At 39.0% G+C, this 19,015-nt stretch carries 18 protein-coding genes; 8 read left to right on the top strand and 10 right to left on the bottom strand.

The annotated features are described in order from the left end of the window. Positions 1-76: 76 nt before the first annotated feature. From VF06_RS06960 to VF06_RS06930, 7 genes are all read left to right on the top strand, one after another. The gene (locus tag VF06_RS06960; protein WP_099067952.1) at positions 77-340 is read left to right on the top strand and encodes a hypothetical protein; all 264 of its coding nucleotides are present in this window, start codon (positions 77-79) and stop codon (positions 338-340) included. 259 nt (positions 341-599) lie between these two features. Continuing rightward, positions 600-1,787: an ABC exporter membrane fusion protein gene (locus tag VF06_RS06955; protein ID WP_099067951.1), complete on the top strand. Its 1,188-nt coding sequence runs from the start codon at positions 600-602 to the stop codon at positions 1,785-1,787. Positions 1,788-1,832: 45 nt separating this feature from the next. Continuing rightward, complete coding sequence (devC, locus tag VF06_RS06950) at positions 1,833-3,014, top strand: ABC transporter permease DevC (protein WP_099067950.1); 1,182 nt, start codon at positions 1,833-1,835, stop codon at positions 3,012-3,014. A 67-nt stretch (positions 3,015-3,081) separates the two neighbouring features. Beyond that, positions 3,082-3,771, top strand: coding sequence for a DevA family ABC transporter ATP-binding protein (locus tag VF06_RS06945; protein ID WP_099067949.1), 690 nt, complete (start codon positions 3,082-3,084; stop codon positions 3,769-3,771). Between the two features lie 584 nt (positions 3,772-4,355). Then, positions 4,356-4,982, top strand: coding sequence for an rRNA large subunit pseudouridine synthase E (locus VF06_RS06940; protein ID WP_099067948.1), 627 nt, complete (start codon positions 4,356-4,358; stop codon positions 4,980-4,982). Positions 4,983-5,211: 229 nt separating this feature from the next. After that, complete coding sequence (locus tag VF06_RS06935; protein WP_099067947.1) at positions 5,212-6,633, top strand: MFS transporter; 1,422 nt, start codon at positions 5,212-5,214, stop codon at positions 6,631-6,633. Positions 6,634-6,753: 120 nt separating this feature from the next. Next, the gene (locus tag VF06_RS06930) at positions 6,754-7,503 is read left to right on the top strand and encodes an SDR family oxidoreductase (protein ID WP_099067946.1); all 750 of its coding nucleotides are present in this window, start codon (positions 6,754-6,756) and stop codon (positions 7,501-7,503) included. A gap of 190 nt (positions 7,504-7,693) precedes the next feature. Here VF06_RS06930 and VF06_RS06925 read toward each other — a convergent pair whose 3' ends face one another. The 10 genes from VF06_RS06925 to VF06_RS06880 form a co-directional block, all read right to left on the bottom strand. Then, complete coding sequence (locus VF06_RS06925) at positions 7,694-8,605, bottom strand: fatty acid desaturase (RefSeq protein WP_099067945.1); 912 nt, start codon at positions 8,603-8,605, stop codon at positions 7,694-7,696. Between the two features lie 291 nt (positions 8,606-8,896). Continuing rightward, a complete protein-coding gene (locus tag VF06_RS06920) occupies positions 8,897-9,505 on the bottom strand; it encodes a TetR/AcrR family transcriptional regulator (protein WP_099067944.1) in 609 nt (202 codons plus the stop codon). Between the two features lie 231 nt (positions 9,506-9,736). Then, a complete protein-coding gene (locus VF06_RS06915) occupies positions 9,737-11,104 on the bottom strand; it encodes an NAD(P)/FAD-dependent oxidoreductase (protein WP_099067943.1) in 1,368 nt (455 codons plus the stop codon). Between the two features lie 78 nt (positions 11,105-11,182). After that, positions 11,183-11,422 (bottom strand): hypothetical protein, encoded by a 240-nt coding sequence (locus VF06_RS06910; protein ID WP_099076417.1) that lies wholly within the window; start codon positions 11,420-11,422, stop codon positions 11,183-11,185. Positions 11,423-11,460: 38 nt separating this feature from the next. Further along, positions 11,461-12,129, bottom strand: coding sequence for a cytochrome c oxidase subunit 3 (locus VF06_RS06905; RefSeq protein ID WP_099076416.1), 669 nt, complete (start codon positions 12,127-12,129; stop codon positions 11,461-11,463). Between the two features lie 94 nt (positions 12,130-12,223). After that, positions 12,224-13,882: a cytochrome c oxidase subunit I gene (locus VF06_RS06900; protein ID WP_099073022.1), complete on the bottom strand. Its 1,659-nt coding sequence runs from the start codon at positions 13,880-13,882 to the stop codon at positions 12,224-12,226. Then, entirely contained in the window at positions 13,872-14,804 is a 933-nt protein-coding gene (locus VF06_RS06895) for a cytochrome c oxidase subunit II (RefSeq protein ID WP_099072251.1), read from the bottom strand. Before VF06_RS06895 ends, VF06_RS06900 begins: the two co-directional genes overlap by 11 nt. Before the next feature lie 121 nt (positions 14,805-14,925). After that, a complete protein-coding gene (locus VF06_RS06890) occupies positions 14,926-15,525 on the bottom strand; it encodes a DUF2231 domain-containing protein (protein ID WP_099072250.1) in 600 nt (199 codons plus the stop codon). Then, complete coding sequence (locus VF06_RS06885) at positions 15,522-16,016, bottom strand: DUF2231 domain-containing protein (protein ID WP_099072249.1); 495 nt, start codon at positions 16,014-16,016, stop codon at positions 15,522-15,524. The genes VF06_RS06890 and VF06_RS06885 overlap by 4 nt, the downstream gene beginning before the upstream one ends. A gap of 891 nt (positions 16,017-16,907) precedes the next feature. Then, the gene (locus tag VF06_RS06880; protein ID WP_099072248.1) at positions 16,908-17,450 is read right to left on the bottom strand and encodes a hypothetical protein; all 543 of its coding nucleotides are present in this window, start codon (positions 17,448-17,450) and stop codon (positions 16,908-16,910) included. Positions 17,451-17,784: 334 nt separating this feature from the next. Here VF06_RS06880 and VF06_RS06875 point away from each other — a divergent pair, with 334 nt between their 5' ends. Next, positions 17,785-18,882: a hypothetical protein gene (locus VF06_RS06875; RefSeq protein ID WP_099072247.1), complete on the top strand. Its 1,098-nt coding sequence runs from the start codon at positions 17,785-17,787 to the stop codon at positions 18,880-18,882. Positions 18,883-19,015 lie beyond the last annotated feature (133 nt).

Raw genomic sequence — 19,015 nt, 5'->3', positions numbered from 1 at the left:
AAAAACGATGTAAATACCTTTTCGCTATGAATCAACGTCACTTCACTCTTAACTTTGATGCTATTAACTATACAATATGCTACAAATTCTCGATCTCGAAAATAACGAAATATTCGCTCAAATATCTTCTGAAAAATCTACTACTGTATTAGGAGGTATTGTTGGTGTTGATTTGGCTAACATTCAGGATGGTATCAATAACGTCTCAAATAGCCTTAGCCTTTTTTCTTTAGATGGCAACAAGTTATTTACGATTGATTTTTCAAGATTAACTATTAATTTCGTCATCATGTTACCTATAGGAACACCAGAAGTTGTAAGTTTGACTAATGCGAGTTAAATATTTTTGATTTTCACTGAGTGAAGTATCAATTTTAGGGAACAAAGCCAGATATAGCAATCCTATTTGAGTTGTGAAAAATATCAGTGGTGACTGTTGATTGTTGACTGTGAACTGTTAACAGTCAACAGCTTCTACACAAGATTTCACTTTCTCATTTAAAACTGCTATATCAAATTTGTTTGACTTTTCAATTCTGCTGTAACTGTTGGCGTGATTGAATGCAAAAGCTTTGCACACTAACTTGGAAAAGATAATTATGGTATACAAACAAAGGCAGCCATTAACAAAACCTGTAAATTGGTATTTGATAATGTTGACAGCTGCTATGGCTGTAGTTCCTATTACACTTTCTTTCTACAGTTTTTCACGATTTCAGTTGACCTCTAAATTAGACTCATCTGTTCCTAGTGATTCTCCCACAATAACTGCTGTTACTGCTTTAGGATCTTTGGAACCTGAAGGAGAAGTTATTCGTTTATCTGCACCTAATTTTCAAGGCGGCGTTCGAGTGGGGAAACTTTTTGTTAAACCAGGAAGTTGGGTGCATGAGGGACAAATAATTGCTGTTCTTGATAGTTATTATCCACGTCTTGCAGCTTTAGAAAAAGCACAAAAACAAGTATTAGTAGCGCAAGCTAATCTCAATCAAGTAAAAGCGGGTGCCAAAGTTGGAGACATATCTGCACAGCAAGCAACAATTACTCGCCTACAAGCTGATTTGTTGGGAGCCATGTCTGCACAACAAGCTACAACTGCTCGCCTAGAAGCAGAATTGCGTAATGCTGAAAGCGAAAATCAGCGTTATCAGCACTTATACAAAGTGGGTGCTATTTCTGCTTCTGAGTCAGAGACTAGGCGTTTGCGAGTCGAAGTTCTTCAACAGCAGTATAACGAAGCTAAGGCTTCCGAGAATCGAATTGTAAAAACTATTCAACAGCAGTTGATAGAGGCCAAAGCCAAGTTTGCAAGTATTACAGAAGTGCGTTCTACCGATGTGCAAGCAGCACAAGCTAATGTCGAAAGTGTCAAAGCTTCAGTCAAACAAGCCCAGGTTGAATTGGATTTAAGTTCTGTGCGATCGCCCATAGCTGGGCAAATTCTGAAAATTAATACTCGTCCTGGAGAAATTATTGGTAGTGCGGGAATAGCTGACTTGGGTCGTACACAACAGATGTATGCAATAGCAGAAGTTTATGAAACTGATATTAAAAAAGTACGTCTAGGTCAGTCAGTCGTGATTACTAGTGATGCTTTACCAAAGGAATTACGAGGAACAGTCACAGATATTGGTCTGCAAGTCGAGCAACAAAATATGTTTAATAATTTGCAAGCCGATACAGACAACAAAGTAATTCAGGTAAAAATTCGCATCAATAATATGAAAGATAACAAACAAATCACCGCTCTTACTAATTTACAGGTACAGGTACGCATTGATATTTAAATCTATAGATCGAGGTTGATTTGTGTATCACTTTAGGTTTATCAAATGATTCTTAATATATCTCTGGCTTGGTTACAGCTAGCTCGACAAAAAGCTCGCTTTTTTGTGGCTTCCACTGGAATTGCTTTTATTGCAGTAATGATGTTTATCCAAGTTGGTTTTCAAGACGCTTTATACACTAGTGCTACGCAGTTACATAACAATCTCAAAGGCGATTTATTTATCATCAGTAATCAATATCAATCGTTGACTTTCAATCAAAGCTTTCCACGTTGGTATTTATATCAAATATTAGGATGCGACGGCATAGAATCAGTTAATCCCTTATATATGCAGTTTGCTAAACTAAAAAATTTAACTAATGGCATAAAGTTTCCTATATATGTACTTGGTTTCGATCCAAATCAACAAATTTTAACATTGCCAGATATTCAAAAAAACCACAAATTATTACAATTACCTAACATAGTTTTATTTGATAGTAAATCTCGGTCACAATTTGGGCCAATTCCTCAAGATTTTGAACTAGGAAAACCTGTGACGCTGGAAATATTTAACTATACTTCACCAATTGGTTACAAAGTAAAAGTGGGTGGATTATTTAGTCTCGGCCCATCCTTTGGAGTTGATGGCAATTTAATTGTGAGTGCTTCTACATTTTTTCAAATATTTGAAGGTCGTTCAGCACAAAATGTAGATATAGGCTCAATTAATCTCAAACCCGATGCTAACCCCCAAAAAGTTTTGGCTATTTTATCTGCTAAATTACCTAAAGACGTGATAGTGATTACACGCCAGGATTTTATTAATTTAGAGAAAAATTATTGGACGCTCAGAGCGCCTATTGGATTTGTATTTCAATTGATGGTGACTATGGTATTTGTTGTTGGTGTAGTAGTCGTCTATCAAATTCTTTATAGTAATATCGCTAGTCATTTAGTGGAATATGCCACCCTCAAAGCAATGGGTTTTAAAAATCAATATCTACTCATTGTAGTTTTTCAACAGGCTTTAATCTTAGCATCTTTTGGTTACATACCTGGGTTTGCCATATCTATAGGTTTGTATGATGTAGCCAAAAGTGTTACTAATTTACCAATTACTATGAGCTTAGACAAAGCAGCTATGGTATTGTTTTTTATAATTTTAATGTGCTTAGCATCTGGGTTTATATCTACAAAAAAATTGCGAAAGATAGATCCAGCAGATTTTTTTAGTCATCTGTAAGGTATTTATCAATAAAAAATATGTCATAGAAGACTGTTCGCAGTCAATAATCAACTTTTAACCACCTATGTCAGACTTTATTATTAGCATCAAAAACCTCAATCACTACTTTGGCAAACAAATCTTAAAAAGCCAAATTTTATTTAACATCAACCTCAATATTAAATATGGCGAAATTGTCACTATGACTGGCCCTTCAGGTTCGGGTAAAACAACATTACTAAGTTTAATTGGTGGGTTACGTTCCATTCAAAAAGGAAGCATAAAATTTCTTAATCAAGAACTTTATGGCGCTAGTAATGAACAATTGGGAGAAATACGTCGTCATATTGGCTATATTTTTCAGTCCCATAACTTACTAAATTTCTTAACGGCTCAGCAAAATGTTCAAATGCTACTTGAATTAGACAATAATATGTCTAATTCCGAAGCTGAAAAAAAAGCAGAAGCTATGCTTCAAGCTGTTCAATTGGGGAATCGAACTAATTACTATCCATGCGAACTTTCTGGTGGTCAAAAGCAACGAGTAGCAATTGCTCGTGCTTTAGTAAAGCATCCAAAATTAATTCTGGCTGATGAACCTACCGCAGCATTAGATAGTAAATCAGGTCGAGATATTGTGAATCTCATGCAATTATTAGCTAAAGAGCAAAATTCAGCAATTTTAATGGTTACCCATGACAATAGAATTTTAGATATATCTGATAGAATCATTTATATAGAAGATGGACGCCTAGTTAAAGAAGTTTACTGCTGATATCAATAATAAGCTGTGGCACATTTAATTTGGATATTTTTTCGTGTTGTTTGTTAACTCAAATTCATACTGAATTCTGACGACTTACTCCGAAATTATTGTTGATAAATTTTTAAAATCGAAAGTATTTTTTTGTAATGGATAAATTAAAACAATGGCTAAAATAATAATTTGTTATTGCCATCCTACTGATTTGGAGGTATTTATAAACAACTTGACTTTATCTCAAAGTCAGGCTGTATTTGGAGGTTATATATATGTTAATTTATTTAATGGTACTGGTGGTATAAATAATGCTGAAAATGCCTATTACCTTGGTTCTCATGGGATTAACTTCCACGATAATAGAATATATACAATCGACTATTCCAGGTCTATTTTTAACTGGTTTTATCTTTAGTAAGGTTAGTAAATCTTAAGTGGGGTGCGTTAAACACTCAAACGTGACGCACCGCTATATAATATGGTGCGTTAGGTAAAATCAGGTGTAATATTTATTTTATTGAAAGTGGCGATCGCTATCAACACAGTGGTGATTGGACAAAATAAAAGGAACGCACAAAATAATTAATAACTAATAACTAATGACCAATCACCATCGATATATTATTTTTTACAAACCATACGGAGTTCTCAGTCAATTTACAAAAGAAACTCCCACACATAGCACTCTCAAAGATTATATTGATGTGCCTGATGTCTATCCTGTGGGACGCTTAGATTGGGACAGCGAAGGTTTATTGTTACTAACCAGCGACGGACAATTGCAACATCGCCTCGCCCATCCCCGTTTTGCTCATAAACGTACCTATTGGGTACAAGTAGAACGAATTCCCGATGCAGAGGCCATAAAAAGATTACAAACAGGTGTGGAAATTCAAGATTACCGCACTCAGCCAGCAGAAGTTAGGCTATTACCAGCAGAACCACAGCTACCAGAACGCAACCCACCAATTAGATTTCGTAAAAATGTACCAACAGCTTGGCTGGAAATGACCTTGACTGAGGGAAAAAACCGCCAAGTGCGCCGCATGACTGCGGCTGTGGGGTTTCCGACTTTGCGATTGGTTAGGGTCAGCATCGCCCACTTAGAATTAAATGACTTACAACCCGGTCAATGGCGGGACATCACAATATCAGAACTCAAATCTCTGCATAATTTCAGCAAATCAAAAAGTTTTTCCCGCATTCCTGATTTTGATGTCAGTTGAATGTTGTGTGGCTTCAACTTTAGCATAAAATACACTAAGTCTATCAATTTAACGTATTTTAGTAGACTTACAACTAAAAACTGTTAACTGTGAACCGTCAACGGTCAACAGTCAACCACCACGTGTTATTTTTGCAGTTCCCTAACTTTGGCAGTAATGGTAACAACCTACAATGAATATACGTATGCAAACTATTGATAATCGTAAAGTTAAAGGCGGAAAGTAAAAGTTGGCAAAATTGCAAGCACAACCTCTGGCTTTGTCAAGCTCTCAAAAAAATTGGGTTTTAGTTGGTGTAGGACTTGGGGTATTCATGTCTACCTTGGATGTGGGCATTATCAATGTTGCTTTACCCACATTGGTAGAAGCTTTTGACACCACTTTTCCCATAACTCAATGGGTTGTATTGAGTTACCAGTTGGTTAGTTCCGGTTTAGTGTTGGCAGCAACCAGGCTGGGGGATATGTGGGGCAAGAAGTCGTTATATCAAGGCGGACTGATTTTATTCACTTTCAGTTCGTTGTTGTGTGGTCTTGCACCTGGTATCGAGTGGTTAATCGGCTTTCGGGCACTCCAAGGATTAGGTGCTGTGTTTATCTCTGGCCTTGGTTTGGCAATTATTACAGAAGTTTTTCCCTCTTCCGAACGAGGTCGGGCTGTGGGTATCATCGGTAGCGTGGTGTCATTGGGTATTGCTTTTGGCCCTTCGGCTGGCGGACTACTGCTGGGTTGGTCGGGCTGGCATAGTATATTTTTGGTCAATGTACCCCTGGGGATCGTAGCTAGTTTTTTAGTTGCTCGCGTAGTGCCACCTTCTGTAGTCATTGAGGGTAAACAGAAATTTGACCCTTTTGGAGCAATGCTGGCTTTATTGACTTTGGGTAGTTTTGGCTTAGGTATGACACTAGGTCAAAGCCTTGGTTTTAGTAGTATTAATGCATTGATATTACTAGCGATCGCCGCCATTAGTTTGACGACTTTTTTGGTAGTTGAAATGCTAATAGAGCAACCACTACTCGAACTGCACTTGTTTCGCAATCTTCAATTGAGTATGAGTTTGCTCAGTGGCTGGCTAGCCTTCACCGTCATTGGTGGTTCTCTACTAATCGTGCCATTCTTTTTGCAGGGAGTAAAGCAATATCCCACAGCAAAAGTAGGGCTACTACTAGCAGTATCCCCCATACTGAGTGGGTTCGTTGCCCCCTTAGCTGGAACACTTGCAGACCGCTTTGGCACTCAATTAATTAGCTCAATTGGGTTGGGGTTGATGATTGGCGGCTGTTTGGGAATTAGCACCTTTGATGCCCAAATCACTGAAGTAGGCTATATCTCCCGTTATTTTATTTACGGTATAGGACTGGGTTTATTTCAATCCCCCAACAACAGCGCCGTCATGGGAACAGTGCCTCGCGAGCGGCTGGGAATTGGTTCTGGGTTGTTGTCTTTATCGCGCACCTCAGGTAACACCGTCGGAGTTTCGCTGTTTGGGGCAGTATTTGGAGGCTTAATCGCCACTATGGCTGGGGGTGCAGATGTATCCGTTGCTCCTCCAGAAGCGATCGTTATCGGCTTCCAAGGAACTTTTCGTTTTGCCGCCCTAGTACTATGTGCGGCAGCAATGGCATCTGTTTTGAGATTAAGGAAGGAATGACTGATGACTGATGACTGGTAAGTCAGTAGAATTTATTCCCCTTGTCTCCCCCATGCCCAATGCCCAATGCCCAATGCCCAATGCCCCATGCCCAATCACTATCACTAAGGAAAATGACAAATGACTGGTAAATTACAAGAAAAAGTAGCAATTATTACGGGTGCTTCTTCGGGAATTGGGGAAGCGACGGCCATCGCCTTAGCGGCAGAAGGAGCAAAAGTAGTTCTGGCTGCTAGGCGTGGTGAACTTCTTGAGGCATTGGCAGAACGTATCCAAGCGAGTGGTGGTCAGGCACTAGCTGTTGTCACTGATATTACTGACGAGACACAGGCAAATAACTTGGTGAGCAAGGCCAATGCAGAGTTCGGTCGGGTAGATATTGTAGTTAATAATGCTGGTATTGCTTTGCTCGGTACTATTGAGACCGGAAATCCAGCAGATTGGCGGCGCTCTTTTGATATCAATGTTCTAGGGTTGTTATATGTGACTCATGCAGCTTTGCCCATTTTGAAACAGCAACAAGCGGGGCATATAGTTAACATTTCCTCGGTTGCAGGGCGGACAGCGCGAGCTGGTGTAGGTGTTTACAACGCCACCAAATGGGGTGTAAATGCTCTTTCGGAAGCACTGCGTCAAGAAGTCTACAAGGATAATATTCGCGTCACCATCATCGAACCTGGCTTAGTTGATACAGGTATTGATGACCATATTACCGATCCCGTTAGCAAACAACGTATCCAAGAACGACGCAAATCCATCACACCTCTGCAAAGTGAAGACATCGCTGCTGCGATCGTTTATGCTGTCACTCAACCACCACACGTTAATGTCAACGAAATTTTGATCCGACCAACCGGACAAGAAAACTAACACCAATAACCAACAACGAAGTTAGGGTAGCACAGCAGTGCCACCCTAGTGTTCTGGCAAGTCAACTTTGCTGGATGAGGGCTGGGGAAAGGGGAAAGGGGAAAGGGAAAAAGTTTTAAATCCTTTACCCTTTACCCCTTCCCCTTTCCCCCGCCAAGTGAACTTGGCGAACTACTAGCCTTGCAAGCAATTATTTAGGATTAACAACTACGCATTTACCTGTAAGCATATCTTTGAGGATTACTAAATATTCACCAAATGAAATATATACTGTTTTTTCTGGTAGGACATATGCTTGGGGAAATGGTCGAGTGTAAAGATTAGACATCGAATGATGTAACGAATGTTCTAGACAATGATTATGGGTAATAAATAGAAAAAATCTTTCTATGATACCGCAAGGTTTCAAGTTTCTAGTTTGTAAGTTACGTTCTTTCAAGTCTCCCTCTACAATTAAATTTCCATGCTCTATTAATTCACAATGATGAACCATAAAAGAACCCATCCAACAGGTAAGAAAATAAGAAATTACAATTTGACTTGTGCTTACTCCTAATATTAAATGCGAAGTGTATCCAATTCCTCCCCAAATAATAATCCACATCAAAATCGAAACTATGAATTTTTTATAAGAATACACATGTTTGAGTGTCGGATGCCTGGATATTTTGAAACTAGTCACGAGTATAACAAAGATGTTTCCAAAACATATTTCTAAAAAGTTGTAGATAATTCGTAATGGTTTATTTTTAATTTCACCTAAAGGATGAAACTCTATATCTTTGTAAGTATTTACTTGGGAATGATGATAAGGATGTACTATGTTAAAAATTTGTGGCTCAAGAAAAATCACCCAAGATAATATTAAGTAAAAAAGCTTATTGTCAATACCGGGTAAATATTCATGCCAACATTCATGCATAAATTGTGCCAATAAACAAAGAAGATAGACTCCAGGAAAAAGCATAAATAAGATTGAAAATATGTGGAATGAAGCATAAATATAAGGTAGGAAGAACAGATATAGTAACCAAACAAATAAAGTAATTACAAGGTTTACAGATTGTTTGTTTTTTATTGAAATATTATTAATGGCTGTCATAATTACTCCTAATAGCTACTCCACCAAGAATCGACACGCATTAAAAACAAAAATTTTCAGACATTTCCACCGTTCATTAGATATTAACCATAAATTTCACAAACAAGCTATCTAAATTCAACAATACCTAAAAATTATTAGACATAATACTTAATTCTTCAATTAGAAAATATTAGATTTAATTTTGACAATCCCTTTATAGACATAATCCTGAGAAAATTTACAAGAATTGCTGTTACATTACATACTTACAGCAAATTGCAACTTTTTGAGGTACTTATCAAAGCTTTATTAGAGTGGAGTAATACTGATACCACGCACAAAAATATCTACACAAGTTTCAATATAGCGCTCACAGCTATAGTTAGCTTGATTGAATTTTGCAGTACGACATAGCATTCCCGCTAACAACATTCCTGTAAACATATCAACTGCTGGAAACGGATCGATATCTGCTCTGACAATACCTCGTCTTTGACCACATTGTAAGTAAGCTACTAGTTTTTCCCCTAATGGCTTAGCAGCTTCTTGAATCACTTGTCTGGCGGCCTCTGGATGACGCTTGGCTTCTCCAATGAAGGTACGAATTAAGTCTTCATGTGACTCTAACATAGTATTGTAAAGTTGGGCATACCGTTCTAAATCAATTTTCAAATCCTGCGTCCATGCTTCGGGATGTGCAAGGGATTCTATCTGGAGTGCTAAAACATTTTCGATTACTGCTCCCAAAAGTTGTTCTTTGCTAGCAAAGTGGCGAAATAAAGTCACTTCATTCACACTGGCAACACGAGCTATTTCACGGGTGGTTGCTCCTTGAACCCCTAAACTAGCAAATACCTGCGAGGCTGCTTCAATCAAACGTTTACGGGTAAGGGCTGACGAACGGATGGCTTTATTCATTTATGCTGGCAAATACTCACTGATATCACTAGGTTATGTTGAAAAGGATAATTCATCATCCAATTTCTAAAATTTATAACAGTTTTCAACACCCTGGAGGCTCGCAATTCCTGAGGCTAAACTCAAGGCAAACTGTTATAAAGAAGCATATTCATCAATGAATTATCTTTTTCTTCACAATTGAATATCAGGCTTGCAAAAAACTCTTTTCCATTGCCAATTCCCTACTTGCTATTCGGTTTTTTCTTTTTCTCCTAACATTCGGAGTAATTTCCTTGCAACTAATACACTAACGACTCCTGCACCAATTAACTCTACTGCCTGTACTACTTTTTTACCAGTCTTGTGGGTGTCTAGGTGGTTATGAAAAATCTCTTCATCTAGCCATTCAGTTGTAGCTTTGAAGTCATGAATCGGGGTTGGCAATAATGTTAAATAAGTGCCTTGACGAATTAAATGTGCTGGTTCACCTACAACTTCAAAAACATTGAATAAGTTAGCAGCAGCATCATTTAATCCTAATTTTAAGAGAGTTCCTCGGATATTTATCCCAACAGGTTTGGGGTCTTCTCCTATTGCCATCGCTTTCAAATTTCTGGCAATATTAGCTCCTTGTTGATAAGCTACTTGGGCTGTTGGTGGTAAGGAATTATCGCGAACAGCCGCACAGTCACCACCTGCAAAAACTTCTGGAAAATCCAGCAATTGCATATTAGAAGTAACTAAGAGACGATGGTGATGGTCTCGATGTTCTTGAGGAATTGGTAAATTTTGAATTAATGGATGGACAGAAGTACCAGCCGTCCAGATTGTGGTGTGTGTCGGCAGTATCTTGACTTGATTGTTAGTTTTATATTCAACAGCATTCTGACTAACAGCAGTAGCTTCTGCCTCTGTGATAATTTCAATTGGTACAGTGCGTTTTTTTAATTCTTGTTCAGCAATTGGGCGTAGCGGATCGTTAATATCGCCATCGAGAATTTTTTCTCCGTGATTGAGCATAATCACACGAATTTCAGTTGCATTTCCTCCCAAAGCGCCATACCAATGAGGCAGAAAATCTGCTAAAGTAGCTGCCATTTCCACACCAGAAGCACCACCACCAACTACAACTACTGTTAATAATTTTTGACGTAGTTCTGGATCTTCAATTTTAATTGCCTTTTGGAAACATCCGCGTAAATGGCGATCGAGAGCGATCGCATCTGCTTGTGTCCAGAAAGCAAAGGCATTTTCTTTTACACCTTTAACGCTATGATAGCCAGTAACACTGCCTAAAGCTAATACTAAGTTACTGTATTTGTAGGAGTTACCCGAAGCTAATTGGACTTGCTGTTGATGCAAATCTATTGACTCCACTGTATCTTGAACAAAGATAACACCGCTACCTCGAAGTAATTCCGAAAAACGCGGTACTACTTGAAAGCTATTCATTTCGCCATCAAAATATTCATACAGCAACGGCTTAAAACAGAAACGTTCTTCTTTATCAATCAAAATCACAGAACGAGGATAATGTTCGGAAGCAAGATTTAATGCCGTAAATAATCCGGTAAAACCACCGCCGAGAATTATAGTTTGATAAACTTGGCTGTTCATAAGGTGGGGAGATGGGGAGGTGGGGGGATGGGGAGATGGGGGGACGCGGGGAATGACCAATGACTAATGACCAATTCGCTATACAAATAAAAAGAAAGCAATGAGAATGGCACTCAGAATCATGGCGAATATAATGGCGTATTCAATTCTGCGGCTCAAAAATCCGACAGCAGCAATTAAAGCGATCGCTAGCCCGAAAATACCCACATACTGTTCTTTTTGTAAGTTACGCGCAATCAGTGGATCTTTATTGATAGCAGGCGAGGGAGTTTCTTGAATTGCTCTTGGAGATGGTAATTCTTGTGCTAATAATTTCATAAATTTACTCCTGAAAAACTTTGATTATTTTAATATTTTTATACTCGCCACAAATAAAGCAGCGAAAATAAAAATACCCACACTATGTCAACAAAATGCCAAAACAAAGTAGCTGCACTGACGCCAAAGTGACCTTTGTTGTAATTACCCCGAATAAATGAGCGCATGAGCATAATTATCTGGAGAATTACACCAGCGAGAACGTGTAGACCATGAAAACCGGTTAATAAGAAAAATGTTGCACCTAATAGTCCTGTAGTTAATCCAAAATCCAGTTTACTCCACTCAATTAATTGACCAATTAAGAAGTAAGTTCCCATTGCGATCGCCATCAACCAAAGCCACCGAAATCTGTTTAATCTGCCATCCTTGAGAGCATTTTCGGCTGGTTGAATCACAAAGCTACTAGAGAGCAAAACCACCGTATTAATAATAACAAAATTAGACAATTCCACCCCTGAAACACCAGGCGGTAGCCAATTTTTGGAATGCGTCAATCTCAAAGCCACGTATGTAAATATAAAACTCACAAAAACTAAGCTTTCTGACAGCAAAAATACACTAAACCCAAACATCCCTTTACCATGATGGTCTTCCACATTTCCGCCACCACTTGGCAAAAAACGTTGCAACCAACTTGGTAAATATTGCCGCCATCGTTCAAAACGAATAGGACTTTCATCTATATGAATAATACGACGGGTCATAAATTAGTCATTAGTCATTGGTCATTAGTCATTGTATTCCCCGCGTCAGGGCGTCCCCCCATCCCCATCCCCCCATCTCCCCATCTCCCCACCCCTATCCCCCATTGTCAGAATTTTCAATCACAGAGTATTTGGGATCGCCGTAGTCATAAGGGGGTCTTTTCACAACTGGAATATTGTCAAAGTTATCTCGCGGTGGTGGTGAGGTGGTTGTCCATTCCAGTCCAGTGGCGTGCCAAGGATTATTTACTGCTTTTGGGCCGTATAAACAGGAACCCACCATATTAGCAATGAAAGGCAATACGGATACTCCTAGTAAGAAGCTTCCCAGACTGGAGATAATATTCCATCCTTGATACTGTGGGTCGTAGGAGGAGATGCGGCGCAACATTCCCTGTAAACCTAGTGGGTGCATGGGAAAGAAAGTCAGGTTAGCACCAATAAAAGTTAATAAGAAATGCAATTTACCCCAGCCTTCAGCATACATTCGTCCAGTAATCTTGGGAAACCAAAAGTAAATGGCTGCGAAAATTGCCATCGTAATTGTGTTGAAGACAATGTAATGAAAGTGCCCTACTACAAAGTAAGTATTATTAACATGAATATCGAAAGGTGTGGCGGCAAGCATGACACCAGTAACACCACCAAAAATAAACATTGCTGCACCGCCCATTGCAAACAACATCGGTGTCTCTAGGTGTAGCTTACTTTTCCAAACTGTGGCAGTCCAGCCAAATGCTTTGACACCAGTGGGCACAGCCACCAACATTGATGTCACCATAAAAGTCATTCGCATCCAACCAGGGGTAGCGCTAGTGAACATGTGATGCACCCAAACAAAAATGCTCACTAAGGCAATGCCCAGGGAAGCAAGGGCTAAGGAACGATAGCCAAATAAAGGATTCCGGGAAAATGCGGGTAGAACTTCTGCAAAAATCCCAAAGGCTGGCAGTGCCATGATGTAAACTGCTGGATGGGAGTAAAACCAGAAAAGATGTTGATAAATTATTGGGTCGCCATTTTCTAAAGGTTTGAAAAATTGGGTTCCAAAAGCTAGGTCAAATAATAGTAATACCAATGCACCAGTTAAGAAAGGCAAGTTAATTAGCTGCAATAACTGGGCACTAAGGACTGACCAAACAAATACAGGCATCCGAAAAAATGTCATTCCTGGGGCGCGCATCCAAAAAATTGTAGTTATAAAATTAACTGCTCCCATAATGGAAGAAATGCCAATCAATACTAAACTGACAATCCAAAAGAATTGACCATTAATTGGTTGATCGGGAGGAAATTGCAGACTAACAGGTGGATAAGACCACCAACCAGCTTTTGCAGGGCCGTTGGGTAACAAAAAGCTAGACAGTAAAAAAATACCGGCTGGTGGAATAATCCAAAAAGAAATGGCGTTGAGTAGGGGAAACGCCATATCTCGCGCTCCAATCATTAGGGGTACTAGGTAATTAGAAATACCTGCATTGAACGGGATAATCCACAGAAAAATCATGATTGTCCCGTGCATAGAAAATAAGCTGTTGTAGAGGGGGCGATCGACTACATTTAATTGCGGGGTGAGGAGTTCGGCACGAATCAGCATTGCCAACAACCCGCCAATTAGAAAGAAAATGAAAGTTGTTATTATGTACTGAACACCGATAACTTTATGGTCGGTGCTAAAGCTGAAATATTGTCGCCAATTATCAACTGTCTGGTTTGGAGAATTCTCCAAATTAGAAACATTATCATGTGTCATTACTGACTTTCCTTTGATTAGCAATACTAGATTCAGCAGGTGCGACAGTGTACCAGCTAGTTTTAAATAATGTCTTCGGCGGTTGGCTATATTCAGCAACAGCCTGATTTTTGATCGTCATTGGTTGATTAGTTACTTGAGTAAGCCATTGGTTATATTTTTCAATTGGTTCCACATATACATCCGCATCCATCAAAGAAAAGTAAGTACCGCTAAATTGAGAATCTTTGAGTTGATATTTACCAACACGAATGGGTGTGACCACAAGGTCAATGTCTCGTCCAGGAATAATATCTTGCTTTAAGCGAAATTCCGGGACGTAAAAACCGTGAATCACTTCCTGGGCGTGCATATTGAGACGAGTACGGCGATTCACTGGCAGGTGTAATTCCTGACTATTAATATTATTTGGATAGCGGAAAGACCAATCCCACTGCTTGACAAAAACTTCAATTGTTTCATCAGCTGGTTGCTTGAGGGGGGCTGCGCCTGGGCTGATTTCTGCGGCGTAGGCTGTTGCAGATTCTACAGGTGTATGCAAATGAACAATTTGCTTTAAACCCAAAATATCCAATTGCCGATAAATATTGAATCCTTGGAAAGCAATCCACATTACTAACAAAGTTGGGGTTACTGTCCAGAGAATTTCTAATCTCACATCACCTCTAGATGGATGCCCTTCTGTGTAGTCTTCCTTTGGTGCGCGAAAAAACAGCATTGAATAAATCATCATACCCACAAGGGCAAGAAAGATGAAGGCTCCAACTGAGACTAAAAAGCTAAATAAACTATCTACCTTTTGTGCTTCCGCTGTAGCTTCCACAGGCATCCAAGAATATGCTTGCTGCCCAATCCAATGACTGATAACTAGCAACAATGCTATACATCCAGCTATTAGTAAATATTCTAAAAATTTCACCATAAAATTCGATAAATCATTGTTGAATTATTTAATTGTCAATTGACATATCAAAATTAAATTTAGCTTTATTTCTTTCCATAGCTTCAAAGATGACTAATGACTAATGACTAATAACTAATAACTAATACAAATTTCGATTTGTACTCTGTTGGATTAATTTGGCCGCCGTCACGTGAATTCCGAACTCCTCGCCTAGTTGTGCCCCTAAAGTGCCGTGGACATATAAAATACCTAACATTACAATACCTACTAATAAGTAACTCCACTGTACTTGTCGTGAAGCATTTTTGCGCCAGCGATCGCGTTGAAAACCTCTCCATACAGTCATACCAACAAACATTCCCAATAACAAAACACCACCTAAACCATGTAGTAGCATTGTCCAACCAGGACTCAAACCCCAATCACTCTTTTGATTTACTGGTGGATTTGCTAGCAGTAACTCGAAAAAACCAAATGCAACGGTGAAAAATGTCACAACGGCCGCTGCTATTAGGTTGTACCAGCCAACATCGAAGAAGCCAGAACGGATTGCAGGTAGACCGAGAAATTTGAAAATTGGTCGCCCTAAATGAAAAAATGCTCCTGCGATATCAAATAAGATGGCGATAATAAACAAGCCCAATGTTAAATGTACTAATTGCGGGTGTATAGGAATTTCGTAAGGTAATCCGTTAGCGCCTAACCTTAATCTTAATTGTTCGATTAGCTGCGAATTCATTGCCAAACCCCCTGCTTGGTTGCTTCCACAACAGGTTCGACATGCAACCCGTATACCCAAAATAGTTTGCTTCCCAGGTATACTTGCAAGAAGACTAGACAAATCAAAAAAGTTGCTACACCAAGATAAGCTGGGGGTATTTTTAAGGAATTGCGATTACGAATTACAAAACGCCAAGCTGTGATACTAGCTATAATCACAGCTAACGACCAACCCATAATAGTGTGAAAATTTAGTGTTGGCTGGACTGCTTGATAATTGTTTGCCAAACCTGCTTCAAATTGACCAAAGATAACTGCGAAAAAAATAGCCACTGAAGCCACAAACATATTCCAAAAACTGACTTCAAACAAACGCGCATTATGGGTAAAATAACCTACGACATCGCAGAAAAATGAAAAAAACACCATCGCAATCACAAAGTGGACGATGATGGGGTGTATGGGGTCGGGGTAAGGAAGATTTTGACTGTTGAGAGGCAAAGCAGGCATCATTTTTTCCTGAAGTATTAACGCGCTATCATCACTGGCTGCGGTCAAAATAAAATTATATTTTTTGTAGTATTTATGTATTTATACTTGTTAAACTCCAATGAATTTTATATGCTGTTTTGAAAATATATCTGAATACATAGTTTCTGAAAGTAGCGATTAAAAACACTATCTTTGGAAAGATTTACGTAAAACAAAGGATGTGTGAATTTAAAAGATAGATGGTGCATAATTGCGGGATGATTTTGGAATCAACCATAATCCGTGCGTCTGGTGTGTCCCCGCGTCTTTGCGTCAACCTTAATCATGCCCTCAGCAAGGCCAAAAGATAAATTCACTGATTCTCATATCATGTCCGCCTAATCACTTATCAAAAAAATTCTCCGCGTCTTTGCGTCTCCCCGTCCCCGCGTCAGTCCTAATGATAAGTCTTCAACCGGACATGATATCAGAGGATGTTTGCAAGCATGAATACTCTACAGCAGTCTAATTTGATTAATGATTCGATCTGTATAGGCAGGCAAGAGGCAATAGGCAACAGGCAACAGGGTTATAAAAGAGTAAGGATTTCGGGCAATGCAGAATTAATTCATCTCTACCTTTCGAGAGAGTAAAATATATTCCTGATGGATAGGGATTATTGGATATGATATGCCACCATAACAATATAGTCTTTGATTCATAAAAGCGGAGGTTGCTTTGGATTTCCTCCGATTTTTTTTATGTTTGATTAAAATGTTGATTGTTAACGGTTGACAGTCAACATAGTTAGTAAAGTTTTTAACTGTCAACCATCAACGGTGAACAGCCAACACGAAAATTTCCTGTTCCCTGTTCCCTGTTCCCTGTTCCCTGTTCCCTGTTCCCTGTTCCCTATTTTCAAGACACAACTTAGGTTAACTGCTCGCTATACTCAATTTGCGTGACTTTGCCAGCTTCGATACGGAAGGTGAATGCAGCAGCGCTATCTTGACTACCAACTAAATATCCTAAAAAGGTAATTTTACCTTCTTGCGATATATAAGGTTTGCCGTAAAGCTTAATTACCTGGGATTGCGAATCGCCAACTTTTACACCCGTTGGAGTTGGGAATTTAGAACTGCGGGTAACAAAGTGGTAAACAAAGAAATTTTTCGGCTTGTTTACATAGGGAACTAGAGATATGGAAATATTTGAGTATTGAAGCGTTCGGATATTGTCGCCAACTCCCTCGCTAAATTGGGTTTTACTGCTAATGGGTTTTCCAAGAATGCTGCGTACTTGTTGTTCGGACATACCAGGACAAATTTTTCCTAGTCCCACTTTGGTAAGAGCTATGATTGTGTTTTGAGTTTGTGCTACTTTTGGAGGCTGAGCTAAAATTAAGTCTTGGTTGGCTGTAAAGGAAAGTGAAAGCAAGCCAGTTAATGCTGTAGTGAAGATAATTTTTTTCATTAGATGGTATTTAAGCCAAGTTTTACATCTTATTTAATCTACATTTGCAAATCTAATTTTCCATAATCGTTTTGTGTTTCTGGTTCTGTGTTATGCAAGAAACACAATTTTAGCAGCACTGAATTTGAACTGGGGTGAGAGAAAATCTTAATGTGTTGACTGTTAACTGTGAACCGCCAACAGTCAACAATAGTAATGGAATATTTTTTTACTTAGAAGTCCCTACGGGCTTTCGCTTGCTGTTTCTTCTTGCCTGTTGGTCACACAAAAAATGAGTATGTAAAATTGCGTAAAATAATATTAATTATATGTATCACTTCATAGGTTGTAACTGATGTTGAAAAACAATAAATTATGTGCGTATGTACTAAAAGTAGCTATTTTTACAAGTTTATTGGGAGCGATCGCCAGTGGATGCGCGGGTTTTGCAACTCCCAATGTGCAGCCAGATAATCGTGTTAATAATTACACTCCAATTCAAACTGCTGGGGGCCAAGCAAAAGAAACCTCTCCAACAAAAGCCAATCAAGTCCAGAACCTCCCATCTAGAACTAAAAATTCTGCCAATGCAGTGAGCAAGCTAGATCTCAAAGAAGGTATGCCATATCAAAAAGCGCGAGAACTAGTGATTCAACAAGGTTGGCAACCAAATTTACAGGGCGATTCTCCTAATCTCCAAGATACTTCTGTGAAAGAATTATTTGATTTCGGGTATGAAGAGGTTAAAGACTGTTCGGGGACGGGTGTGGGAGCTTGTCGATTTGAGTTTACCAATAAAGCTGGAGAACTTTTATGGATTTCAGCGACGATGGCCGATCGCACTAATACAGAACGAGTAGTTTGGCATTGGTCGATTGAAAAGGGGACAAATACTAATCAATCAACTTTGGTTGCTTCTCATCAAGAGAAACTACCGTTTATCGGCACTCGATTGTTTAATTTTCTTAATGGAAATGGAACTGGTCAATCCATAGCGATCGCCCCTGACGGAACCACTATAGTTAAGCTTAACGGTAAATTTGAAAGTTCGGTTCAATATAACGGAAAATTCTCCAATCCCATTATTTTGCAAGATGGCAGTGGCTTAGGATTACTTTTCAAAGATGGTAAAGTTTATAGCCTATCAACTGATGGAAACATCGCAAAAGGTTGTCAAGGTGAAGGAACAATTTGTGAGTCTTCTTTGCTGGAAGCACCATCTCCTGTGATTGTAGACGGATTTTATATTCTCGGAGGAACAGGTCAAGGTTTGGAAATAAAAGGGGAACAGTATCGATATTATGACGAGGAAGGAAATAAGGAATGGCAACCAATTTCTGAGTTAAATTACATCAAAGAAGGTTTGATATTTGATGGTGAAAATTATTGGTGTATCCCTCCAAGACGCGAAACAGGTGTATGTTCTGAAAATGGCTGGCTTCCATTAAGATAGATTTTAGTTCTGGGTTTAAAGCTGCACTTCAAAAATGTTTTTAGACCCAAAACTTGAACGGATGGGTTTAAGAGTTCCTTCGTACCAGAAATATCAGCAGATACTTGCTTGATAAAAATATAAAGTTGGGACA

Origin of the sequence: Nostoc linckia z4 (assembly GCF_002608075.1) — a bacterium.
Lineage (GTDB): Bacteria > Cyanobacteriota > Cyanobacteriia > Cyanobacteriales > Nostocaceae > Nostoc > Nostoc linckia.
The sequence above is the reverse complement of the archived record's forward strand: the minus strand, read 5'-3'. Positions and strand labels throughout refer to the sequence as shown.